Annotated in this window: 18 protein-coding genes and 3 pseudogenes; 10 read left to right on the top strand and 11 right to left on the bottom strand. The window is 65.9% G+C overall.

Annotated features, from left to right (window positions below; all coding sequences use genetic code 11):
- Positions 1 to 59: 59 nt before the first annotated feature.
- Complete coding sequence (locus ABZ621_RS37140) at positions 60 to 1,055, top strand: DUF5954 family protein (protein ID WP_360611528.1); 996 nt, start codon at positions 60 to 62, stop codon at positions 1,053 to 1,055.
- A 408-nt stretch (positions 1,056 to 1,463) separates the two neighbouring features.
- Here the strand turns inward: ABZ621_RS37140 and ABZ621_RS37135 are convergent.
- From ABZ621_RS37135 to ABZ621_RS37115, 5 genes and pseudogenes are all read right to left on the bottom strand, one after another.
- Positions 1,464 to 1,605, bottom strand: a pseudogene (locus ABZ621_RS37135) (IS5/IS1182 family transposase); the annotation flags it as partial.
- Between the two features lie 129 nt (positions 1,606 to 1,734).
- Positions 1,735 to 2,166: an Imm1 family immunity protein gene (locus ABZ621_RS37130; RefSeq protein ID WP_360611526.1), complete on the bottom strand. Its 432-nt coding sequence runs from the start codon at positions 2,164 to 2,166 to the stop codon at positions 1,735 to 1,737.
- A gap of 216 nt (positions 2,167 to 2,382) precedes the next feature.
- Positions 2,383 to 2,709, bottom strand: coding sequence for a hypothetical protein (locus ABZ621_RS37125; RefSeq protein ID WP_360611524.1), 327 nt, complete (start codon positions 2,707 to 2,709; stop codon positions 2,383 to 2,385).
- Positions 2,710 to 3,132: 423 nt separating this feature from the next.
- Positions 3,133 to 4,791 (bottom strand): tachylectin-related carbohydrate-binding protein, encoded by a 1,659-nt coding sequence (locus tag ABZ621_RS37120; RefSeq protein ID WP_360611522.1) that lies wholly within the window; start codon positions 4,789 to 4,791, stop codon positions 3,133 to 3,135.
- A gap of 1,156 nt (positions 4,792 to 5,947) precedes the next feature.
- Positions 5,948 to 6,765, bottom strand: a protein-coding gene (locus tag ABZ621_RS37115; RefSeq protein WP_360611520.1) for an IS5 family transposase whose coding sequence is annotated in 2 segments (ribosomal slippage) — positions 5,948 to 6,415 and positions 6,418 to 6,765 — 816 coding nt in all. Because the reading frame shifts where the segments join, the coding sequence is not laid out codon by codon here.
- A gap of 86 nt (positions 6,766 to 6,851) precedes the next feature.
- Between ABZ621_RS37115 and ABZ621_RS37110 the strand changes: the two genes are divergently transcribed.
- On the top strand, positions 6,852 to 7,232 hold the full coding sequence (locus ABZ621_RS37110) for a hypothetical protein (RefSeq protein WP_360611518.1): 381 nt from the start codon (positions 6,852 to 6,854) through the stop codon (positions 7,230 to 7,232).
- A gap of 288 nt (positions 7,233 to 7,520) precedes the next feature.
- Here the strand turns inward: ABZ621_RS37110 and ABZ621_RS37105 are convergent, their stop codons facing one another.
- Complete coding sequence (locus ABZ621_RS37105; protein WP_360611516.1) at positions 7,521 to 7,652, bottom strand: hypothetical protein; 132 nt, start codon at positions 7,650 to 7,652, stop codon at positions 7,521 to 7,523.
- A 270-nt stretch (positions 7,653 to 7,922) separates the two neighbouring features.
- On the opposite strand from ABZ621_RS37105, the gene ABZ621_RS37100 reads away from it, so the two are divergent.
- From ABZ621_RS37100 to ABZ621_RS37085, 4 genes are all read left to right on the top strand, one after another.
- Positions 7,923 to 8,783, top strand: coding sequence for a hypothetical protein (locus ABZ621_RS37100; protein WP_360611514.1), 861 nt, complete (start codon positions 7,923 to 7,925; stop codon positions 8,781 to 8,783).
- Positions 8,784 to 9,080: 297 nt separating this feature from the next.
- Entirely contained in the window at positions 9,081 to 9,776 is a 696-nt protein-coding gene (locus ABZ621_RS37095; RefSeq protein ID WP_360611512.1) for a transposase family protein, read from the top strand.
- A gap of 238 nt (positions 9,777 to 10,014) precedes the next feature.
- Positions 10,015 to 11,376: a hypothetical protein gene (locus ABZ621_RS37090; RefSeq protein WP_360611510.1), complete on the top strand. Its 1,362-nt coding sequence runs from the start codon at positions 10,015 to 10,017 to the stop codon at positions 11,374 to 11,376.
- Positions 11,377 to 11,916: 540 nt separating this feature from the next.
- Positions 11,917 to 13,551: a hypothetical protein gene (locus ABZ621_RS37085; protein ID WP_360611508.1), complete on the top strand. Its 1,635-nt coding sequence runs from the start codon at positions 11,917 to 11,919 to the stop codon at positions 13,549 to 13,551.
- A 151-nt stretch (positions 13,552 to 13,702) separates the two neighbouring features.
- On the opposite strand, the gene ABZ621_RS37080 is transcribed toward ABZ621_RS37085, so the two are convergent.
- Positions 13,703 to 13,966, bottom strand: coding sequence for a hypothetical protein (locus ABZ621_RS37080; RefSeq protein WP_360611506.1), 264 nt, complete (start codon positions 13,964 to 13,966; stop codon positions 13,703 to 13,705).
- On the bottom strand, positions 13,956 to 14,171 hold the full coding sequence (locus ABZ621_RS37075) for a hypothetical protein (protein WP_355730475.1): 216 nt from the start codon (positions 14,169 to 14,171) through the stop codon (positions 13,956 to 13,958). Before ABZ621_RS37075 ends, ABZ621_RS37080 begins: the two co-directional genes overlap by 11 nt.
- A 209-nt stretch (positions 14,172 to 14,380) precedes the next feature.
- Here ABZ621_RS37075 and ABZ621_RS37070 point away from each other — a divergent pair, with 209 nt between their 5' ends.
- Together ABZ621_RS37070 and ABZ621_RS37065 are read left to right on the top strand one after the other, a co-directional pair.
- Positions 14,381 to 14,944 carry a transposase family protein gene (locus tag ABZ621_RS37070; protein ID WP_360611504.1) on the top strand — a complete coding sequence of 188 codons (564 nt, stop codon included), beginning with the start codon at positions 14,381 to 14,383 and terminating at the stop codon, positions 14,942 to 14,944.
- The gene (locus ABZ621_RS37065) at positions 14,941 to 15,597 is read left to right on the top strand and encodes a hypothetical protein (protein WP_360611502.1); all 657 of its coding nucleotides are present in this window, start codon (positions 14,941 to 14,943) and stop codon (positions 15,595 to 15,597) included. The genes ABZ621_RS37070 and ABZ621_RS37065 overlap by 4 nt, the downstream gene beginning before the upstream one ends.
- A gap of 75 nt (positions 15,598 to 15,672) precedes the next feature.
- Here ABZ621_RS37065 and ABZ621_RS37060 read toward each other — a convergent pair whose 3' ends face one another.
- Positions 15,673 to 15,840 carry a hypothetical protein gene (locus tag ABZ621_RS37060; RefSeq protein WP_360611529.1) on the bottom strand — a complete coding sequence of 56 codons (168 nt, stop codon included), beginning with the start codon at positions 15,838 to 15,840 and terminating at the stop codon, positions 15,673 to 15,675.
- Positions 15,841 to 15,846: 6 nt separating this feature from the next.
- Between ABZ621_RS37060 and ABZ621_RS37055 the strand changes: the two are divergent.
- A pseudogene (locus tag ABZ621_RS37055) lies at positions 15,847 to 15,939 on the top strand (IS5/IS1182 family transposase); the annotation flags it as partial.
- Between the two features lie 47 nt (positions 15,940 to 15,986).
- Here ABZ621_RS37055 and ABZ621_RS37050 read toward each other — a convergent pair.
- Positions 15,987 to 16,430: a hypothetical protein gene (locus ABZ621_RS37050; protein ID WP_360611500.1), complete on the bottom strand. Its 444-nt coding sequence runs from the start codon at positions 16,428 to 16,430 to the stop codon at positions 15,987 to 15,989.
- A 152-nt stretch (positions 16,431 to 16,582) separates the two neighbouring features.
- Positions 16,583 to 17,284, bottom strand: a pseudogene (locus ABZ621_RS37045) (DUF4238 domain-containing protein); the annotation flags it as partial.
- Positions 17,285 to 17,714: 430 nt separating this feature from the next.
- Between ABZ621_RS37045 and ABZ621_RS37040 the strand changes: the two are divergent.
- Positions 17,715 to 21,083 carry an NACHT domain-containing protein gene (locus tag ABZ621_RS37040; protein WP_360611499.1) on the top strand — a complete coding sequence of 1,123 codons (3,369 nt, stop codon included), beginning with the start codon at positions 17,715 to 17,717 and terminating at the stop codon, positions 21,081 to 21,083.
- Positions 21,084 to 21,284 lie beyond the last annotated feature (201 nt).

Here is a 21,284-nt window from a genome sequence, read left to right as displayed (position 1 = left end):
CAGCCGCCTCGACGGACTCGCCCTCGGGCACGTTCTCACTGGTCATCGATGCATCCTCCATGATCGGGAGTTACACCGAACGATTTACAGTCCCCTTGTTCGGAGTTGCCGCACAGGACCGGCACGGCGGGCGGCGGTGGCAGGTGGTGGTAGAGGTGACCCATGGCTGTCCGCAGCAGGCCAGGGACGCGCTGAGCTCCCTGCTCTGGTTCCGGGCGAAGGATGAGGCGACGAGCCGCCAGGAGCGCCGCGTACTGCTCTCGGCGGTCGCCAGGCTGGAGACGGAGCCCGTCGACGAGCTCACCGTACTGGGCACCCGCTACCGCGTCGTGCGGGCAGAGGAGTACGCGGCCGTCGACGAGCACGGCGGCATCGAAACGCCGCGGCCCACCGACCCCGAACCCCTCACCCGCGACTGGAGCTCCGGCACCCGTAGCCAGCGTGTCGACGACGGTCTCGTCCTGGACCCGGACGCACCGCTGTCTCCAATGCAGGCGGCAGAGCGAGTCGCCCTGCGCCCCCTGGCCTACAGCGGCATCCGCTTCCCCACCCCGGTCCTCACCGATTCCGCACGGGCCGTGGAAAGCCATCCGGACGTCCTGCTGATGCCGGCGGCGTTCCTCATCGTGGAGCGATCCGGCGACGGCCCCTGGTCTCCGGGCAGCAGCCTGCACGCCACCGCCCACGACGCCCGCCGCACCCTGGACTTCGCCCTGACCTGGATGGAACCGCGCACCCGCGGCATGATCCCCTACGACGCCGACCCCACCGTCGACGCCCGCCACCCGGCCACCGGCAAGGCAGCCGCGGCCCTTGAGGAATTCGCGGCGGCCGCAGACAGACTGCGCGCCGGCCGCTGCAACGAGGTCGAGGCCCACGGCACCATCTACCGCATCGCCCGCTCCCGACGCCTGCTGCGCTGGGCCCCCGACGGACCGGAAGGCCCACGCCCTTCCGACATCAACTCCCACACCCCCATGGTGCTCCACCCACGCCTCGACGAAGACGACACCATCCACTTCGACGAGTCCGCGGGTGAGGAACCCGTCTCCTGACACAGGGAGGGCTACCGGTCTGGGGACGACGTCGGCCGGCAGACGCACCCAACCGTTGGTATCAGCGGACCCCGCGTGTCCGGTGATGGTGGGCGGCGTAGGGCAGCCGACGCCGTACATCTCCCTCCCTCTATTTGCAGGCTCCTTCCAGTCGTGCGGGCGCACCATGGTTCACTTGTCGCCGTTGCAGCCCCGGGTCCGCATCCTCATCCGGCCGAGCCCGACCGCCGACAGCCGGTCCCGTGTCCGCTTCCCGGTTCGTTGCTGGGTTGCTCCCGGCCCTGGGCCCTCCGCGCCGGGCTCGGTCGCCCGCCGGGTAGCACGGGCCGCTGCTCCGCCATGTGACTTCAGGGCGAGCGCGGAGGCCTCGGTCGGCTACTTCCTGACTCTGCCAAACCCAGCTGCTCAGTAGTGGGTGTTGCGGGCTTGGCGGTGCCGGTGCAATAGCCAGGCATATTTGCTTGACGAGCTCATGCAGGACATCGTGCGGGGCACGATACGGAACCAACAAGGCCCCTTTGATCGCCGGTGTGATGAGTGGACTCATCACACCGGCGACAAGGGGTCCCTGCTTCATCGCTACACCCCGCTGACCAGGCCATTTCCCCCTTCAGTAGAGGATGAAGGAGGCTCACTGGCGCCGACTTATGCGGTGAATGGTGATAGCGACTGCTATGAACTATGCGACCGGCTGCCAGGTGATGCAGGTTGGCAGCTCGCCGCCAGAGAGAACAAATTCTTTCACTGCATCCCGGATGAGCGCGATGGGGACTTCTGCATTCTCGGGGAAGAATGCTTCGTGGCCGGCTACATGATAGAAGAGTTCTTCATGGCTCCCGGTTTCACCTACGCTGGCGAGATCGTGATTATCGAAGCTGAATGTGATTGCCCCCATCTTGCTTTCCGGGTTCACGCCGACGATGAATTCGTGATCCGGGCTGCCAGACGGAAGCGCCATGCGCTTCAATGAGCAGAATTTTGCTGCCGAATGGTACTCCTTGTCACCGAAAAGGAGATAGTCGATCACCCGGTTCACGTCTTCAGGCGTTGAAATTTCTTCCCAGGCGGACGTGTGCTCCGATTTGAAGTACGCCTTGGCTTTTGCTTCCATTTCAACCTGCCTTCAGGTACTGCTCTGAGTGCCAGATACCATCTGCGTCCTTCCAGTGGACCCTTAGAGTGCCTACTCCCTCAAGAAGCTTAGGGGGTCGACGGCCTTCGCATAGGGCTGCCCCGCAGCCCCGCGGAGGGTCAGCGCGCGGCATCAGATGCGTTGCATCGCAAGGCGGAGGGCCGTCCTCATATAGCGGGTTCCCAATGGAGCCACTTATGTCAGCAAGGCAGCTTTTATTGTGTAGTCCGCCTCATCCAAGCTGTATTGGAGGAAGAACGGGATACCAACCGGATAGTTGCTGACGCTATTGAATCCAAGGAAGTCATCGCCTTCGACGTCACCCTCGTATAGTTCGATTCTGACGTCTTGGTCATCACCGTAAACTATGGTGTCGATGCTGCTGATGTCTACCGTCTGACCGTCAGTTATCCTGCCCGACCACCTGGTGATACCATTTACGCGGAGGATAATATCGTCCATTCCTGTTGCGTCTTCTGTCTTGCGACAGCTTAGGCTATAGAGATGGAGTTGCTTTGCCATGCCTCGCCCCTATCGATTCGCTACGCGCAGCGACGTACAGCCAGCCTCTTGGGTGATTCTGAGACAACGGCTCACCTGCCAGGCTGGGAATGACTGCTTCCATCCAACCCAAATTGGTTGACAGCTGCATCGTCATCAAGCGTGGATCTGCTCTTTCAGGATGCGCCGTGTAAGAGGTTCCTGCAGCAAGAGCTGCGCCGGGTAGGTGTCGTGGTTCGGGTAACGCAGGTCTGGTCCTGTCGCTGATGGCCGGCGGCGTGGTCCTGTACAGCCTGTGGTGCTCGGGCACCCTTAGACCATATCGAGCGCACCCGGGCCCACCACCGAAACCGTCGTTTCGTGGCCGCCCTCGATCTCGAACAGTACAATCACAACGCTTTCCACGGGCTGAGTGGGGAGGCGCACATAGGACCCCATCACTTATCAATAATTGCCTCCCCAGTCGTCTCTGGTCGTAATATGTTCGTCGTCTTCGTCGTCGTCCCCGAAGAATCCGGCGATGCTTTCGACTATCTGGCCGACCTCCTCGACCGCATCCGTGCCAACACCGGCGATGTCGCTGATCGCCTTCTCCGCGGTCCTTACCGGGTCTCGAGCGAGGTCGCTTACGGCGCCCATAGCGAACGATGTCACCCCAGCCAGCGGATTTGGGCCGCTGATCGTGATGAGAGGCAGCTTGATAGTGCTTGTCGCAGCCCAGTGCAGACCTAGCTCTGCTTTGAGTCCGATCTCACCGCCGACAGCGAAAGGCTGGCCTCCGATCGTTACACCGAGTTGCCCGCCGATCTCACCCGCGGACAGGCCGATCTCCCCACCCACCCCATTTGGGCCAGCCTCCCCGGACATATGGGCATTGGGTCCCACGGCATGTCCAGTAGCGCTCCCCCCAGCACCTGGAGCACCAAACGAGGCCTGTCCGTCAACTCTGACCGTGACTACTTCGGCGTAACCCTTTGCGGTGAGAGTCTTTCCGTCGACCGAGCCTTCGAATTTCACGACGCCGATCTGCAGTCGCAAGTCAGCCGTCACCGTTATGTCTCCGGCACGCGCTCTCAGGGCTCCAGACTCGTCGACGAAGGTGTGTTTGTAGGAGAAGCTCTCTCGAGGTAGGCGCAGGGGGCCGACCGGCACAGGCGTTCCAGCCGCTACCACCCCTTTTTCAACTCTCAGGACTCCGCTCTCATCGAACGTCTTGCGCTCGTAAGTGATCACATTGGGGTCATTGGGATCGAGCTTGCCGACGGGGACGTGTTCAACGGTAGGTATCGTCGCCGGAGACAAGTCACCGACGAGGTAAGCGGTGTCGCTCGAAACGGTGTTGTAGATGTCCCAGCCCCGACCGACGGCGTCTTCACCTGTCGATACGTACCAATCTTTTTCTTGGGGGCCTGACCAGCCGTCGTGGCGGTTCCACCAGAGATCCCCATCTGGCGTGATTCCGTAGATCACTCCGAAGCCGCCGCTGAAGACGGTCTTGTATTCGTCCCAGCCGCTACCGACCTTCCAACTGGCTCCTCCCGTCCAGCGGTTTGAGCCGTCTGTCCAGCCGTCGTGGCGGTACCAGTGGAGATCCCCATCTGGTGTGATTCCATAGATCACTCCGCGGCCGGCGCTGAGGACGGTGCTGTAGAAGCTCCAGCCTCCCCCGACGTTCTTTCCACCGTCTCCTGCCGTCCAGCGGGCAGAGCCGTCCGTCCAGCCGTCGTGGCGGTACCACTGGAGATCCCCACCTGGTGTGATTCCGTAGATCACTCCGCCGCCGGCGCTGAGGACGGTGCTGTAGATATTCCAGCCTCCCCCGACGTTCTTTCCACCGTCTCCTGCCGTCCAGCGGGCAGAGCCGTCTGTCCAGCCGTCGTGGCGGTACCACTGGAGATCCCCACCTGGTGTGATTCCGTAGATCACTCCGCCGCCGCCGCAGAAGACGGTCCTGTAGATGTTCCAGCCTCCGCTGACATATTCTCCGCCTTCCCCTGTCGTCCAGCGATTCGTGCCGTCCTCCCACCCGACGTGGCGGTACCACTGCAAATCGCCGTCCGGCGTAATCCCGTAGATGACGGCGAGCATATATCCCTCTGCCATGACTCCTCCACATCCATCGAATGGATCCGCTGCTCGATTCGAAAGCACGACGCCGGCGCCAGCGCAGCGATACGTCGTCATCGTCCAGCGGACTGTGCTTACGAGGATCGAGCCCGGGCCGCAAGGAGAAGCTGTATTAATCCAGCGGCTTGCGGAAAATCCATTTCGTGCTGGATCGTCGTGACCTGCCCTGCCCCAACTACAGGTCCCTCGTGATACCGGCTCTGTAGTTCAGCGCGGGGAACGACGAGAAAGCCTTGCTTTACGCATGCCGGAATGATTGAGAGGCAGGATCCCTCTCTCACCGGCTTGGCGATTCGCTCTCTAACACGTCACAGCATGGATTTGCTTTCCCAACTCAAATCTAGAGGTCCGATCACCGGTGCGAGACCCGGGGCCAGTCTGCCAGTGCCCGATGCTCCTGTAGCGGTCAGTGGAATCGTGAACTGGTCCAGTATCGCGACCAAATGCCGGAAACCTGGAACGCTTGGGTCTGGAACCCACATATCTAGAGTTTTTGTGGATGTATCCCACTCCCACTCGCCCTCCTGGCTGGCGGCGCGAGGCGCAAGGAACGCTAGCTCGCTCCAGCAGCGGCCTTTCGGCCGCGGGCTCCCCAAGTTACTGTCATCCCATTCGAAGTCTACATTCACCGTTTGCGGGACCCAGCTTGGATGGATTTTCACATTTCCGCCATGGAGCACCACGATCACCTCTCCGCTCACAGTCCAACCGTTCACTTCGTCGTTCGGACCTACTCCTTCATCGAGCCTGACCAGCCCGCTCTGTTTGTCCCAACTTGGACCACCGCCCGTCTGGGCGTCCGTGTTGACTTCTCAGTGCGTTGAGCCCGCCGCGTGTCGTCTCAAGCCTGCCCGTAAGGGATGCGTCTTTGTATTCCACTGGGCGCTAAGTGAAGCCATGGCGACCCTCCGCTCGATATTGACTGACGATGCGGAAATCGCTTCCTTTGCAGCCGAGCCGGCGCCTCGCCATCTAACCCGAGCATGATCGGCCGGAGAAGCCTGCAGCGTTATCGGCCTAGGGAGGCCGGGGTGGCGGTGCCGCTTGAGAGGAAGGAGACAGAGTCCCCACTTGCCATGCTGCGCCACTGCGTGCGCATCCGCATGCCGTGTCAGACATCTAAGACGGTGTCTCACGTGGTGATCTTGGCGAGCTTCTTGTAGCAGGCTATGGCTTCGGCGAGGCCGAGGAAGGCGAGGAAGTGGCTGCCCTTGCGTTCGTAGCGGATGGTCAGGCGGCGGTATCCGAAGAGCCAGGAGATCGATCTCTCGATCTTCCATCGGTGCCTTCCGAGGCGTTCGGAGGACTCCACGCCCGGCCGGGCGATCCGTGGAGTGATGTGGCGTTCGCGCAGCCACGCCAGGTTGCCGGCCGAGTGGTACGCCTTGTCGGCCCGAACCTTGTCGGGACGTCGCCGGCGAGGGCCGCGGCGCGAGCGGACGGCCGGGATCCCGAGGATGAGTGGGCGAAGCGCTTGGACGTCGTTGACGTTCGCGGCGGACACCCCGACGACCACGGGCAGTCCCTGCGCGTCGGTCAGAACGTGCAGTTTGCTGCCCGCTTTGCCTCGGTCGACCGGATTCGGTCCCGTCAGGAGACCCCCTTTTTCGCGCGTACCGAGGCCGCATCGACGATCACGGAGCTCCAGTCGAGTCCACCACGGGCTCCGATCTCGTCCAGGACCACGCGGTGCAGCCGACGCCACACTCCGGAGGCGGTCCAGACGGAGAACCTCCGGTGAGCCGTCGCTGGCGACACCCCGAATGTCGGTGGCAGATACCGCCATGCGCACCCGCTGGTCAGCACGTATACGACGGCCGTGAACACGGCACGTTGGTCGACCGGCGCGGTGCCACCGCCCTGCGGGCGCAAGCGAAAGGACGGCAGCACCGGCTCGACCAATGCCCATAGATCATCCGGCACGAGCCGCTGCGACAGATACCCACCCATGAACGATCATGATGCCGCCGCCAGTCACCCAGCGACGGCTGGTGGAGTTGATGGGCTGGTTACCCTCGCCACCTCAGAATGGGCGCATGGCTCCTCTCCCCATCGACCCACGCTCGTTGAACGCCGCCGAGCGCACAGTGCTTGAACACATCCTGTCGGCGGAGTTCGATGGCGCATCGCAACTGCGGAGTCAGCTGGACCGCACCGAGGTGACCGCTGTCTGGGGGCCCGGCTCCGTGAGCGTCGACCTGCAGGTCCGAGAACCGTGTGAGCATGCAGCACTACCGACCGAGCTCGTTCCCGTCGACGCGCACGTCCATGATCCGTCCGGCTCCTACGTCGGCGAGATCCTCGTATGGACAGACCAGGGAACCACGCTCGCGGCCCTGGAGTTCGCCTGGGTCACCGACGAGATGCCCACATCTCTCCCGACCGTCATGCACGGCCGGCTCAGCTGGCCGCCCTGACGGCCCGCCCGCCCTCAGCCCCGCAGGGGACGAGATCGCCACGTGAGACAACGTCTTAGCGGTCGGTTGACGTCCGCTTTAAGGACGCGGGCCCGGCGTCCCCTTGTGGAGGGGAACGCCGGGCCCGCAGGTTGTCTGGTCCGAAGGCCTCAGCCGGTTCGGGGGTGCGCTCGTATTGCTACGGCAGACGGACGTGTAGCGCTCCGTCTCCGGGCGGTGTGGACCCGGCCTCAGCAGGGTCGCGGAGTGCGGTGGGGGTGTCGGCAGCCTGGAGCGGCTGAGCGGTCCTCACTTGTCCTGCCGTGCCGCCCGTTTGCGTACTGCCCATACGACGAGCGCGGTGCAGGCCGCCGTGATCAGGCTGGCGGGGAGTTCGGTGAGCAGGCCCTGGACGATGAGGGTCAGTGCGGTGTCGATCACGGTGTCTCCCGGTGCGATTCCGATTGGTCCCGTCCAGGTTGGGCTTGTTCACAGGGGTGCTGACGTGGTCTGACGTCCCCAGACAACTCAGGTCGGGGATTTACGGGTTCGGACGCGGTACCTTGCCCGTCGGACGCAGTTGGACACTTCTGGACACTCCGTGGGGGATCACGCATGGCTCGGCTTACAGCTCCCATGTTCCTGCCTGGGCCTCGCAAGAAGCTGAGCGATGAGCTGCACCTAGCTCACCGCCGAGCGGGTTGGCCCTCGGTGCGGGAGCTGGCACGGGCTATGGGCCCCGGAGTGGTCAGCTCAAGCCGGATCCACGACGCCTTCACCAAGCCCCGGCTGCCGACGTGGGGGCTCGTCGCGCTCCTGGTGACCGAGCTCGGGAGCCGGACGCCTGGAGCCGATGCGGCAGTCGAGCTGAAGCGGTTCCACGCGTTGTGGGACGCAGCTGCGGAAGCGGACACCTTGCCGCAGGCCACGGATGAGCCCGGGCGGGTTCAGGAGGTGGCTCCCGCGATACACCAGGCCGCAACCGTCATGGATGTCCCTGAATCCGGGAAGTCTGTACCGAGCACCCTGCTGCTAGCCGACATTGAGCGGTTCAGTAGTCGCGACGGTGTTGAGCAGGGATACATGCGCCGGATGCTCTCCGACCTCCTTGACCGTGTCGCAGAGGCCGCTGGCATCGATCCAGCTGCGCGGCGGCGGATGGATCAGGGAGACGCAGTCATCGAACGGATCGACGTCGCTGTCCCCATGGTCAATCTCCTGCGTACCGTGCTCACAGTTCTCCCTATGGAACTGCGAACGGTCAACCGGCTTGCCTCGGACGCGGTCCAACTCCGTCCGCGGCTGGTCCTGGCCACGGGCAACCTGAGCATGGACGGACATGGCTGGGCAGGCGTCGCTCTCAACGACGCCTTCCGACTGCTTGACGCAGGGGCAGTGCGGGCGGCATTGCACGGCCGCACGGATAACTACGTGCTGTGCGTATCAGAGGCCGTCTACTGGACGACCGTGAGCCAGAACCACCCCGGCATCAGTGTGGCGGAGTTCCACGAGATCGGCGTCCAGACGAAAAACGGGAGCATGCGGGCGTGGCTGCACCAGCCGCCGGCCTAACGAGCTCGTGCACGGTAAGCGGTGAGACGTCGAGCCCGGGATGGTTGATCATGGTCGGGTGGTGGGGAACGCGGCTCGTGCAGTGATCGTCAGCAACCGTCGGATTACGGGCCTGCCGGCCGATGTGATCGCTGAACTCGTTGCCGAAGTGGGGCCGTTGTGGTATAAGCGTCGCCAGACCAAGCTGACCTCTCGGCCGCGGAAGCGCGCTGTGGGCGCCGGTGCGAAGCACCGGCTGGTGTTCGTCGACCGGCTCCTGGCCACGCTTGTGCACCTCGCCACGGGGTTACCCACGATGTGCTGGCCTGCTGGTTCGCAGTCGACCGCTCCACCATCACCCGGGCCATCGGTGAGATACGACCCCTGCTCGCCGAGCGGGGGTGCACGATCAGCCCCGGCGTCCGGCTCCGGACGCCGGCCGAAGTCATCGGCCACCTCGGCGCCAGTGGGCAGACCGGCATCATCGACGGCACCGAGATCCGGGTCCGCCGGCCGGCCGCTGGACGCAAGGACCGCGACGTGTTCATCTCCGAAAAGAGCAAGCAGAACGCCGTCAAGACCATGGTCCTCACCGACCAGAACGGAAGGGTGCTCTTCAGCAGCCCAGCCAGACCAGGCAGCTGCGCGGACATCACCCACGCCCGCCAGTTAGGACTGGTCAAGCTCCTGGCCGACGGGCCCGTCGTCGAGATCCTTGCCGATGCCGGCTACCAGGGGCTCGGCGCCCAGACCGGCGGACGCGTGGTGACGCCACCGCACCGGAAGTTCAAGAAGGACACCCCGAACTGGTACGAGGAGATGTACGAACGACAGCGCAAGGCGCACTCCTCACGCCATATCCGGGTCGAGCACGGCATCGCCCACCTGAAGAACTGGCGGGCTCTCGCCCGTCACCTCGGCCGTCGTGAGCACATCAGCGACACCATCCAGGCCGTCGCCAGGCTGTTGTCCCACCAGCAGACCGCGGACCTGAACCCCCGACGACAGAGGTGAGCACCGGTCCCACCGAAGCCCTCGACGTCTCACCGCTTACCGTGCACGAGCTCGTTAGCCGGGGGTACCCTCGGAGAGAACGGCGTAGTCGATGTGGTGGCGCTCGATCTCGACCCCGTCCCGGCCTCCCCACGCCTCCCAGACCCTTCGGCCGATCGCTTCTGCCACTGCCACACTCCTTTTCCGGACCAAAGACCGATGGGAGGCTGGCACGCAGCGGCCCGACTAGGTTGAGCGCATGACAAGCCTTGATCACCCCCAACTCTCCGGGTTGGGGCGGAACTCGTCGGCTCCTCAGGATGTCCTGGTACGTCTGGCTACACACAAGGCCGGCCGACACGGGATATCGCAGCGTCGCGGGCGGCTGGAGGACGTCGTTGTCGATGCTCTGCTGGCACAGGGCGACTGCAACATCGCTGTGGCCCTTCACGGGGACCGAATCTCCCCGGAGATGCGCCGAAGGATCACCGAGCACCCCGATCCGGCGATCCGCAATGCGTTCACAGACTTTGTCCGCGACATGGTTGACCGCAAGGTACAGATCGGCATCGAAGCCCTGGAAGAAGCCTATGGCCAGCCGCGGATGATGCTCGCCAGCGCGCCGAGTCCGAGCCTGCGTGCCGCGGTCGCACGAACTTGGCACGACCGGCCTCTCACCGTGCAAATGGAACTACTCGCTGACCCGGATCCGCAGGTCCGTTCAGCCGCCACCCAGCACAGGAATCCGGGTGTCCCGCCTGAGTGGAGGGAACGTTGCCTTGCCGACCCCGCAATGCGCACCAGCCTGGCACGCTATGTCCCGCTCACATCGGAACAGTTTGCGCAGCTCATGCGGCACGAGGAAAGGGAGCTCCATCAGGCTGTCGCCGGTAACCCTCATCTATCGGCAGAGATGGTTGCCCAGCTCCTGGGCATCGACGACCCGCTCGTGCGGGTCGCGGTTGCGCTGAGTCGGCATGTGGACGCCGAAACCCGGGAGCGACTGTATGCGCGCGTAGAAGCCGAACGCGCGGACGGAAGCATCGAGGCGGAAGTGGCTCTGAGCTGGAACTTCGCCGAACCGGACTGGCTGCGCGAGGCGCCTCTCGATGAGCAGATGTCCTACCTGGACTGCCAGTACACACCATTCCGGTGCGCACTGGCCTCCTGTCACGACCTGCCTGAGGAGGCATGGCGTCGGCTGGACAGCGACCCGGAACTCGCAGTCCGCCGTGCTGCCGCCCGTCGGCCGAACACACCACCGGAGGTTCTGGAAGGACTGGTCCGCGCTCACGGCGATGTATTGCACATCCGACCGCTGCTCGTCGACCACCCCAACTTCCCTCGTGACGTGCTGCGCACGTTCGTCGACGAGCCAAGCCCGAACGTGCGCTACCTCGCCCTGGAGGACCCGGAACTGCCCCTGCCGTACCTTCAGCAGCTCGCCGCCGCTACCGAGCCCTTCCTGCGCCGCGGGGTCGCCCGTCACCCCAACGTCACGCACGTGTTGCTGGAGCGGCTGCTCGGTGACCCGGACCCCGAGGTAGCCGACGACGCCGCTGCCAACTCTGTGCTGCGGCCGACCCAGATGTATCGGATCCTTACCGCTGCTGGCTTGTGACCCCCACGAGAGGCCCAGGCCCCAGGTCTTCCCGGTTCTCGCCGAGGCGGCGGTGCGGAGTCGGTGAAGAGCAAAAGGCGAGCACCGTGTACTGGGAGATGGCCCCCGAGGTCACCCGGCGCGGCTCTCTCGGGCACTGATCGCAGGGCATGGAAGCCGCCGGATTCCTCACCGTCGCAGAGCACCTGGGCATCGACGCTGCCGCAGTGCTCACGGTCGCCGACGGCCCACCGACCGCCGCCCCTGCACGACCGCCTTTGGGCAATCTGGCGAGTTTCCTGGCTGGCCAGCGGCACGGGAGCGGGTTGGGCAGGATGGGACTCCCGCCTGTTGAAGTTCGATGGTGATCTTCCGGGCTGGAGGTCTGCTCGCTCGTTCCCTGCGTCGATTGGATCTGTCGTTCCCGTGAAACGCTCCACTCTCAAGCCGTTTGTTCCGCGGCAGTCACCGGCGCCTGCCGCGGAGTCCGAATCACCCCTGACGTTCCAGAGTGTCTTATTGGTCCCGCCGGGCGCCGGAATCATCCCGGAGGTCCGCCGGGTGACCGGGCAGTGGCTGAACGGGAAGTTCAAGTCGGCGCCCCTGGAGACGGGTACGCACTTCCTCCAGGACCACGTGGTGCTGGCCTCTCAGGCGTCGTATCACGAGGACGGCGCCGAGCACGGACTGCGGATCCAGCTGCGTGAGGACAACCCAGAGGCGACCTGGCGCGTGACGGTCACCGCTGTCACCCCGCCGGCCGCCGAGCAGGCGGTCTGCGTGAGCCTGGAGTGCTTCGACAACGGCGTCACCGTTCTTCGGCCGGCCCGTCCAGCGCTGGTCGAGCAGCTCGTCAAGGCCCTCCGCCCGCGGGACGGCCTGGCCCGGCTGACGCTGAACGCCCAGGCTGTGACCGTAGACGGCGTCGAAGCCCTCGTGGACATCCTGTGTGATCCGGATAGGCGTCTGCCAGTGGTGGTCGCCGCCCGCCCTCTCCAGCCTGACCCGGTGTGGTCCCAACGGCTCAAGACGATGATGACCAAGTGCGCCGGCGACGCCTCGCTCTACCTCCTGGAAGACGCCGCCGCTGTCGACGCCTTCCGTAGAACGATCGGCGCACATCACGGTGTGCGTACCGGCTCGGTGCGCACGTTCCTGCGTGAGGTCGACCCGGCTTGGCCGGCCGACGGCCCCCGTCACCGCTTGCTCAGCGGAGCTCGCATCAGTACGCAGACGGACTCCGTGTACACGTTGGTCGCCCGCGAAGTGCAGCGGTACGCCCGCGGGGCCGAGCTGCCGGAGGCGCTGCGGACTCTGGTCTTCCCCGATGTTCAGCAGCGCAAGCAGGATGAGCGGCGGGCCGCGCAGACCGCGGCCCGCACCCAGGTCCAGGCGGTGCCGGCTCTCACGCTGGAGAAGGAACTCGCGGCGCTGAAGGATGAGGTGTCGGTCCTCACTCAACTGCTGACCGAGGGAGACCGGGACCTGTCCGAGGCCCGTCGGGATGCGGCGCTCGCCGAGCGGACGGTCCAGCTGCTGCGCGAGAACCTGCGCACGACCAGCAAGCAATTCGAAGAGGAGATGGAGGCTCATCTCCTCACGCTGGAGGACGTGGAGCGCGCGCAGGCCGAGGCCAAGATCCTCCGCCAGCGACTGCACGGGCAGGGCCGCCACGATGAGACGGTGGTGCTGGAGCCGACGCAGGCGCAGCCAGCGTCGTTCGAGGAACTGGTGCAGCGGCGCGACGAGCTGGAGCATGTCCTGCTGACCGCCGATCTCACCGTCACGCAGTCGCTCGACGACCACGAGCTGGCGCGGACCTGGGCCGCCAAGGCGTGGCAGGGCCTACGCTCGCTCGACTCCTACGCGGAGGCGCAGAAGGCCGGGCTCGTCAACGGCGGGTACTTCCAGTTCTGCATGACCACGCCGGTGGCCAGCGCGCGGATCTTCCCGGTGAAACAGATTGCCATGGGTGAGACGGAGGCGACGCTGACCGCGTGGGGCGACGAGCGGATCTTCCCCGCTCCGGAAGAACTCGACCCGCGGGGCCGGATGCAGATGGAGGCCCACCTGAAACTCGGGTCGAAGGGCTCGATCTCACCCCGCATCTACTTCTACGACGACAGCCGAGGCATCACGGGCAAGGTCGTCGTCGGATACATCGGCCCCCACCTGACCAACCGCAAGACCAGCTGATCCCCCTGCGGCCGGCCGCCGGCTCGATTCCGGCCAAGTGATCCCGGCACTCTTCCAAGAACGGGGAGAGTGCCGGGGGTGCCCGCGCCTCGCGGCATACGAATGCCCGTCGCTCCCCTGATCCCACGGGGGAAGGACGGGCACTCGTGTGTCAGACCTCGAAGTAGGCGACCACGACCACGGTTCCCAGGACCGTCGTGTGGTAGACAACGCGGGCGCGGCCTTCGGCGTACTCGCGCAGCGGGACCTGGCCGGGTTCGGTAGGACGCTCTATGCCGATCATGGGGTCCAGAGAGATGGCGACCAGTGCCCGGTCGAGGCGGACGACCTCGGCGGGTGAGAGCTTTTCCAGGTAGGGGTCGCACTCGGGGGTGAAGACCACGCGTGCGCGCCGGCCGCCGGGCTTAGGCGACACGGGTGTCCTTGCCGTCTTCGGTCACGTCGATGCCGTGCCGGGCGTACAGCTCGACCCGCAGGGTCTCCCAGTCCCGGGTCAGGTCCACTCCGCGTTCTGCGATGCCTCGCAGCGAGTCGGCCAGCAACTGCTCTCCCGCCTGCTCGGCCTGCTCAGCCTGCTCCAGGACCGGAGGCTTCTCGTGCTCGTCGTAGATCAGCCGCATGGTCTATCCCCTCCCGCGCTTCGGTGCTGCCTGTACGGTACGCCCCGCCGTACGAGGGTGTCGTGCCTTTGCACGGCCCGGCAGGACTTGATGCTCGGCGCCCGGCACCTGGTGCTCGCACCCCGGACAGCGGTGTGCACCTCTGTACGGGTACGGGGCACCGACGGTGCGAGGGCCAACGGCAAGTCATGGTGTGGTGGCACCAGCTGGTGTTCGTCGACCGTCTCCTGGCCACGCTCGTGCATCTTCGTCACGCCGTCACGCACGACGTGCTGGCCTGCCGGTTCGGCGTCGACCGTTCGACCATCACCCGGGCCATCGGTGAGGTGTGGCCTCTTCTGACCGAGCGAGGCTGCATTATCAGCTGCGGAGTGCGGCTGCGGACCCTCGCCGAGGTCATCGACCATCTCGGCGCCAACGGGAAGACCGGCATGATCAACGGCACCGAGCTTCGAGTCAGACGCCCGGCTGCCGGACGCAAAGACCGGGACAAGTTCATCTCCGGCAAGAGCATGCAGAACGCGGTCAAGACCATGGTCGTCACGGATGGCGATGGCCGGATGCTCTTCTGCAGCCCGGCCCAGCACGGCAGCTGTCCGGACATCACCCATACCCGCCAGGTAGGGCTGGTCAGGTTCTTGGATGGTGGTCCGGCAGCCGAGATCCTCGCGGAAGCCGGCATTTCCGCTTACCTGACCACCCGTCGGAAAGCCCGCTTCATGAAAACGCGAGACGAAGCTCGACCCCACCAGCGAACGGACCCCTCTCCATGACCAACGGCCTCACCTGGATAGGCGCCCACGCCTACACCGCCGCGCCCGTCCCCGGAATGCGCGGCGGCATCTCCCTAACCCTCGCCCGAGGCATCGACCCTGACGAGTTCCTCATCAACCTCGGGGCCGACCTTGATCAGCTCGCCGCCCGCACTCCTCTGGCCGAACTGCGTAGCCAGCCCACCCCGCCCGGCCACGACCCCACCCGCTACGCCTACGCGATGTACGGCAGCGAGGGTGAGTGGACGTACGTGCTGGAGAACGACCACGCCGCGAACTGGGCAACCGGCTTCCGCCGCGTCCCCTCGATGCGGCCCGGCCCGGGTGAAGAGATCCTGTGCGCCAGCCGGAACCTGTACAGCCCGCCCGCCGCGATCCTGCACGTCAAAGGCGACGAGGTGATACGGCGCGCAGAGTTCGGCACCACCACCGGCCACGAGTCGGCGTTGGACGCGGCGCTCACCGCCGCCGGTGCCGTCTTCCCCTCCATCCCCGACGCCACCGCCGACGAGGTGACCGCCTACTACGAACAGCACGGCGCGCGCCTGCCCACCCCGGTGTTCACCGCGCTGGGCGCGTACACGAGGCTGAGCATCGACCAGGATGCCGCACAGGCCGGGAATCTCCCCGCCGTCCACCTCCTCACTCCTTGAGCCGCACGCGCCTGCACAACGATTTCGGCCCCCACCTTGACGGTCAGGGGGCCGAAGCATGTTGGCGCTGGGGTATTACGGCGCGACGAGTTCGCAGATCACGGGCTGACCGCCGCCGACACCGTAATGGCAGGTGCCGCCGTCATTCATGCGCGTAACCAGCCAGTACGCATCGTTGTCCTTGATGCGCATCTGCTTCATGAAGTTCGCGAAGTGGCCGCCCATGGATTCCTGGTTGTGCATGCCCGAGACCACCTCGGGCTAACGCTCGCTCTCCGCCAGCGCCGGCGGTTCCGCAAGGATGCTGTGCTGATCGTGGACGGCACCTTGGTTCCCACCCGGGGGGCCTCTTGGCCACACCTGGTCGTTCCCAGGCCGGGTGGTCGGGATCAGAGGGCCCAGGGCAGTCGTACGGCCTCGACCTCCGTGTCGTTGAGGAAAGTCTCGACGAGCGCGGCGGGGCCCGCCACCTTGGTGGCCCAGAGGTCGTAGTCCGTGCAAAGGCCCCAGGACCGGTCCTGGGCCCAGAGGTTGGACGGCGTCCAACCGTCCTCGTCGGGGTGGTCGTACAACGCCTTGGCATCCGCGAGCGTGCCGGCCCGGACGTGCAGATTGTCGAAGTCCTCAGCCCTCTGCAACAGCGGGTTGTAGTAGGCCAGGCAGTGGGTCTCCACTCCCTGCGGGCTGTGCTCGGTGAGAATGTCGACCAGGCGGTTCCAGTCGGTTCGGTCCAGGCTGCCCTCGGACGGCCCCGAGATGCCGACCGGCCAGCCGTTCGACTCCCGGAACGAGGGGAAGGAGCGGTAGCAGGGCAGCCGCCCCTCGGGCACCACGGGATCACCGGTCCGCCGCGAGAGCTCCGCCCAGCGCAGTCGGTGTTCAGCTCCTTCGCCAGCTTGGCATGAGGGCGCACGAAGAAGTCCTCGCCGGGTCCGGCCGTCATGATCGCCGCCCGCCGGTCAATAGGCACGAGAATCGCAGCGGCCGTGCCGAGGCCGACGCCCAGGAAGGCCGGCATATCCTCGTCGCGGACCAGCGTGACAGGGTGATCGGGAATCAGAAGCGTCCGGCGCTCGAACTCGATCAACCCCCAGGCCCGTCCCATGAAGATCTCATAAGCCGCCTTCATCGACTGGGCCATGTACACGACGTGCTCGTTGACCGACAGCTCTGCGGAGTAGCTGTCGAAGTCCGTCACGGACTCCCACATCTCTTCCACGTCCTCGTCCGCTACCGGCCCTCCCTCCTCCTCTTCCAGATGGCGCCGGATCTCCGGCTTACCGCCCATGGCGATGAGGATCTTGCCGAAATGGTCGGCCATCTCGTTCTGCGCTGTGCGCGCAGCAGGGACCCGAGCGTGTTGTGCCGCGATCCACTCCGCAACGACCGCCCGCTCCTCGACCTCCAGGGGCCAGACTCCTTGGGCGATCTTGCGGATGATCTTGGCTGCCTTGCCCTCCAGATCGGCCAGCAGGTTCTCTACGGTGTCGTCGAGCTGGCCGTCTTCACCCTGCATCGAATAGAAGTCACGATGCACGGTGACATCCGCGATGCCGACCTCGCGCCGCTCGCCCCCATCAAGAGGCACACGGACGATCTTCTTCCCATCAGCGAAGCGCCGCAGGAGAAGGCGCGGCACCGTGTGATGGCGACGCTTCAACTTCGACTTACCAGAGGTCTTGCCCATGATCTGACGATACGGGCACCCCCTGGAAACAGCGTCCTGCCGACCCAGGTGGACCCCTCGGGGTCCAGAACGAGGCGACGTACCGCCAATTCGCACCAGATGTGGAGCACCCGATACGCCAGACCTTCACCGCCGCCTCCGTCGCGAACATGGCCCTGCCGGCTGACGCCGGCAGTCTCCTGAGGTAGACACCGTCCTGTCCGTGCTCCGTCGTACGATGACTCGCCGGATGAGAGGAGGCTCCTCGGAGGACGCCGGCGTCTTGAGAGGAGCTTCGGTGTCGACGGCCAGGCGAGGTGCCCTAGGCGGCTCAAGCAACGAAGCGGGCGCTAACCATCGGGCCGGTATCGCGGCCCTGGTCGCCGTCCACGGCCTACTGGGCGAGCGCGTGCCCTGGCTTAGGTCCGCGGCGACGCCTGTACTGCTGCGCATGGAGGCGGACCTGCACGTCGACGACGACGTCGTCGATCTCGCCGATGGCTCGAGAGCCTTCGTCCAGGCCAAACTGAACGCCAGCGACAAGGCGTTCAAGGACTCGGCCGACCAGTGGTGCCGTGCCGTGGCGTCCGGTGAGTGCCGCCCGGGTGACGATCTCCTCTACATCGTCACCCGGAGCACGCCGGCGCTGGACCGCATGGCCGAGGCCCTCACGCTTCACCAGAGTGGTGCTTCGCCGACTCCCGCATCATCTCGTCAACTCGACCGTCTGCGCAGTCTCGCTACCGACGCGGGGTTGGACAGTGCGGACACAGATCGTCTATTGGCCGCGGCACGGGTGCGCGCCCTGGACGCTCGCGACGGCGGTCCCGACGAGGCATTCGGCGCTGCCTGCCTCAACGCCGCCGTCGTCACGGCAGGCCACGGCAGAGCGGCGTTCCGCGCGATGAAGGCGGCGGCACGGGTGCAGGCCGAACAGCGCACGGCCTCGGACCCGCAGCAGTGGCGGGGCTGGCTCCTCGACGCGCACCTTCCGCTGGTCGCCGACGCCTCAGGTGCGCTGGCGGCCCGGTTGGAGGCCATGGACCGGGAGGTGGCCACGTACCGGGAGAGGTGGGCGGCCGAGCGAGACGTCCTCCCACTCGCCGATCTCGGCCAGGGTCTTAAGTCGATGAGCGTGCCAGGCGCGGCGAAGGCCCTGAGAGCCGTGACGCCGGCCAAGGATGAAAATCGAGGCCGGGACACCCTGGTCAACGTGGTACGCCGTCAGGGCCGACTCTTCCTCGTCGGACCACCGGGGTCGGGCAAGACCGTGGCATCACGCCTCCTTGCGGCGCACTGGGCAGGCCATGTGCACGCGCCCGTGCCGCTGTGGCTTCCGCTCCACGAACTGGTACCCCTGCTGCCCCCGGCAGGTCCTTACCGGCTCGATCCGGCCGATCTCGTACGAACGGCCATCGGAACCGCTCGGCCCCTCCTGGCCGAGGCCCTCGTGTCACACGTTCGACAGGGCAACGCCCTGCTGCTGCTCGACGCACTCGACGAGGTCCACGACCGGCAGGACGCCGTGGTCGAGGCTGTGGCCCACATGCTCGACGAGCTCCCCGCCGAACTCGGCGTCGTCGTCACCTCCCGCCACTCGTCGGCCGCAGCGGCCGCTCGCCTCCGGCTCCCCGTCCACGAACTGCTGCCCCCAGAAGAACTGACGGACACCCTCGACCACCTGCTGGAGACACTCGCGGAAAGATTCACGAACGCCCAGGGCAGAAGCGACTGGATCGCCGATCGCTCGCGTCGCGTCGAGCACTCCCGCCGCGCCGAGAGAGCCCTGTGGCGCGTCCCGTTGCTGGCGACACTGATGGTGCTCCTCATCGCCGAACGCCCGGCAGCCGCCCTGCCGGGCAGCCGGGCCCAGCTCCTCACCGAGGTCATCGACGCCAGTGTCCGCCAATGGGAGATGCGCCGCGGCTCACCACCGACGATGCCGGACACGGACGCTCACCTGACCGCCGAAATCCTGATCGACTGCTTCGACGACATCGCCCACGTCGTCGCCGTGGCCGGCACGGCGTCGTGGCACGACGCCCATCATGCGGTCGGCGCCCGTCTGCGGAAGCACTGGGGCAAACCGCCGGGCGTCGCGACCGCTATCGCCCGCCACACGCTCGAGTACTGGGACGCGACCGCGGGCGTGTTCATCACGGACACTCCGCAGGGGACCCTCACCGCCCGTACCCGCCTGTTCGCCGAGATTGGCGATGCCCGCTGGGCCGTACGTGACACCCAGACGCTTCCCTCGTGGATGGAGGCGGCCTTGGCGAACCCCGAATGCCGGGAAACCGCTCGACTCGCCGCGAGCCTGTCCCCACAAGCAGCCGACAGCCTGATCGAATCAGCCCTGGTCGGGGACGAGACACTGCTCGACCTAGTTCACGCTGCCCTCACCGACGGAACCTCCTTCGACAGCGGCGCGCTGCACCGGTACCGGGAGGCCCAGCTGGCCCGCCTTCCACATGTTCCAGACCACTACCCGACATCACCCGGCTTCGTTATCGACCTCACTGCCGGTCGGTCGCCGCGCGCAGAACTTGCCGGCAAGATCGCGGAGGAGGATCTCGACCCAGACCAAGCACGACAGTTGATCGAGGTCACCCTCGGTCTGGGTCCCAAGCAGCATGCAGTGATCACGGCGCTGTGTATCCAGCGACAAGCCGCACGGCATTCCGGCATGCCGACCTCGGACGAGCTCGACACCGTCGAGGCAGGCCTCGTCGCAGCAGCGAGTGTAGATACCCAGGCAGACGAGTACATCGTGGGCGCGGATCCACTTGTCCGTTTCGCCATCGAGCACCTCCTCCCCCAGCGGCCTCACGTGCTGCCCCACGTGAAGAAGGCCGCTCGACTCACGACTCTCGACACCTACGAATGGGTCGAGACCGAACTGTCGAAACTGGGCCACGTCGGCCCGTTCGCCGAGTGGGGCGCCAGTAATGCCCGGGGGGCGTTGCGGCAACTTGCTGAGATGTCCCAGTCGTTGAGGAAAGTCTTCGACGATCTGGCGGCGCTGGACGTGTCCCTTGTGCAGTTGGCGCCGGCGCAGCGCTGGCACCTCGACGATGCCGCCGCGTTCATCGCGGCCCTCGGCTTGAGGCGACAGTCCGCCGCCGACGTCCTCGCGGCCGTCGGCCTGCACGCCGAGCTGACCCGTGCCCTCCTCCGGCACGCCGCCGCAGCCAACAACGTCGATCGCGCTCTCCTCACTACTCAACTCCGGAGCCTCCGCGACGAGAACCCTGAGCACCCGAATTGGGGACTCCTTTACTGCGCCGCCACCCGCACGCCAAATCTGACCCTCACACACGACTCCGTCGACTCCGAACTCACGTTGGCGACGCTCGCCACCGGCAACGACTGGCTCATCGAACTTGGGCTGCAGTTCGCCTGCAACGCCCACACCTGGCCGCAAGGCCTGGCCGAACGTCTCCTGCACGTCCTTCCCGACCTCGACGCGTTCGCCCGCCTGAACACCGCCGGCGTTCTCACGTACCGAAGCCCGGACCTCGCGCTCCCGGAGACCGACGCCTTCGTCCGGGCCGGAGCGTCACGCATGCGGGCCTTGAAGCTTGCCAAGGAGCGACGCCACAGCGAAGCGCGGCACATCCTCAGAGACCCCGACCTCCTCGTCCGCACCTACGCGGCGGCCCGTCTGCGCGATGCCTCCCCGGACGACCTGGCCGTGCTCAAGGAAGCCCTGGCCGTCCCACCGGACCGGTGGACATGCATGGAATGCGAGGCCCCTTTCCCCTCAGCCGCCGAGCGCTGCACCGAGGGGCATCATCGCCCTGTCCCTGCACTTGCGTAGTCCGACGGCAGGGCGGACATACTCCGGCTGCTGCTATCCGGCGCGGCCGCCCGCCCGGCTGGTCTTCCCCGACTAGTAGTGCTTCGTTAGGTTCTTCGTCTGGTTCGGGACTGTAAATCGTTCGGTGTAACTCCCGATCATGGAGGATGCATCGATGACCAGTGAGAACGTGCCCGAGGGCGAGTCCGTCGAGGCGGCTGA

The sequence above is a fragment of the Streptomyces sp. NPDC007863 genome (genome assembly GCF_040633895.1).
GTDB lineage: Bacteria > Actinomycetota > Actinomycetes > Streptomycetales > Streptomycetaceae > Streptomyces.
This window is presented reverse-complemented; position numbering and strand designations above follow the sequence as displayed.

Bases quoted from the DNA above. Each gene is read 5' to 3' on its own strand.
- ABZ621_RS37140 (WP_360611528.1), top strand. From the start codon at position 60: ATGATCGGGAGTTACACCGAACGATTTACAGTCCCCTTGTTCGGAGTT.
- ABZ621_RS37130 (WP_360611526.1), bottom strand. From the start codon at position 2,166: ATGGAAGCAAAAGCCAAGGCGTACTTCAAATCGGAGCACACGTCCGCC.
- ABZ621_RS37125 (WP_360611524.1), bottom strand. From the start codon at position 2,709: ATGGCAAAGCAACTCCATCTCTATAGCCTAAGCTGTCGCAAGACAGAA.
- ABZ621_RS37120 (WP_360611522.1), bottom strand. From the start codon at position 4,791: ATGGCAGAGGGATATATGCTCGCCGTCATCTACGGGATTACGCCGGAC.
- ABZ621_RS37110 (WP_360611518.1), top strand. From the start codon at position 6,852: ATGGCTCCTCTCCCCATCGACCCACGCTCGTTGAACGCCGCCGAGCGC.
- ABZ621_RS37090 (WP_360611510.1), top strand. From the start codon at position 10,015: ATGACAAGCCTTGATCACCCCCAACTCTCCGGGTTGGGGCGGAACTCG.
- ABZ621_RS37075 (WP_355730475.1), bottom strand. From the start codon at position 14,171: ATGCGGCTGATCTACGACGAGCACGAGAAGCCTCCGGTCCTGGAGCAG.
- ABZ621_RS37065 (WP_360611502.1), top strand. From the start codon at position 14,941: ATGACCAACGGCCTCACCTGGATAGGCGCCCACGCCTACACCGCCGCG.
- ABZ621_RS37060 (WP_360611529.1), bottom strand. From the start codon at position 15,840: ATGCACAACCAGGAATCCATGGGCGGCCACTTCGCGAACTTCATGAAG.
- ABZ621_RS37040 (WP_360611499.1), top strand. From the start codon at position 17,715: ATGGAGGCGGACCTGCACGTCGACGACGACGTCGTCGATCTCGCCGAT.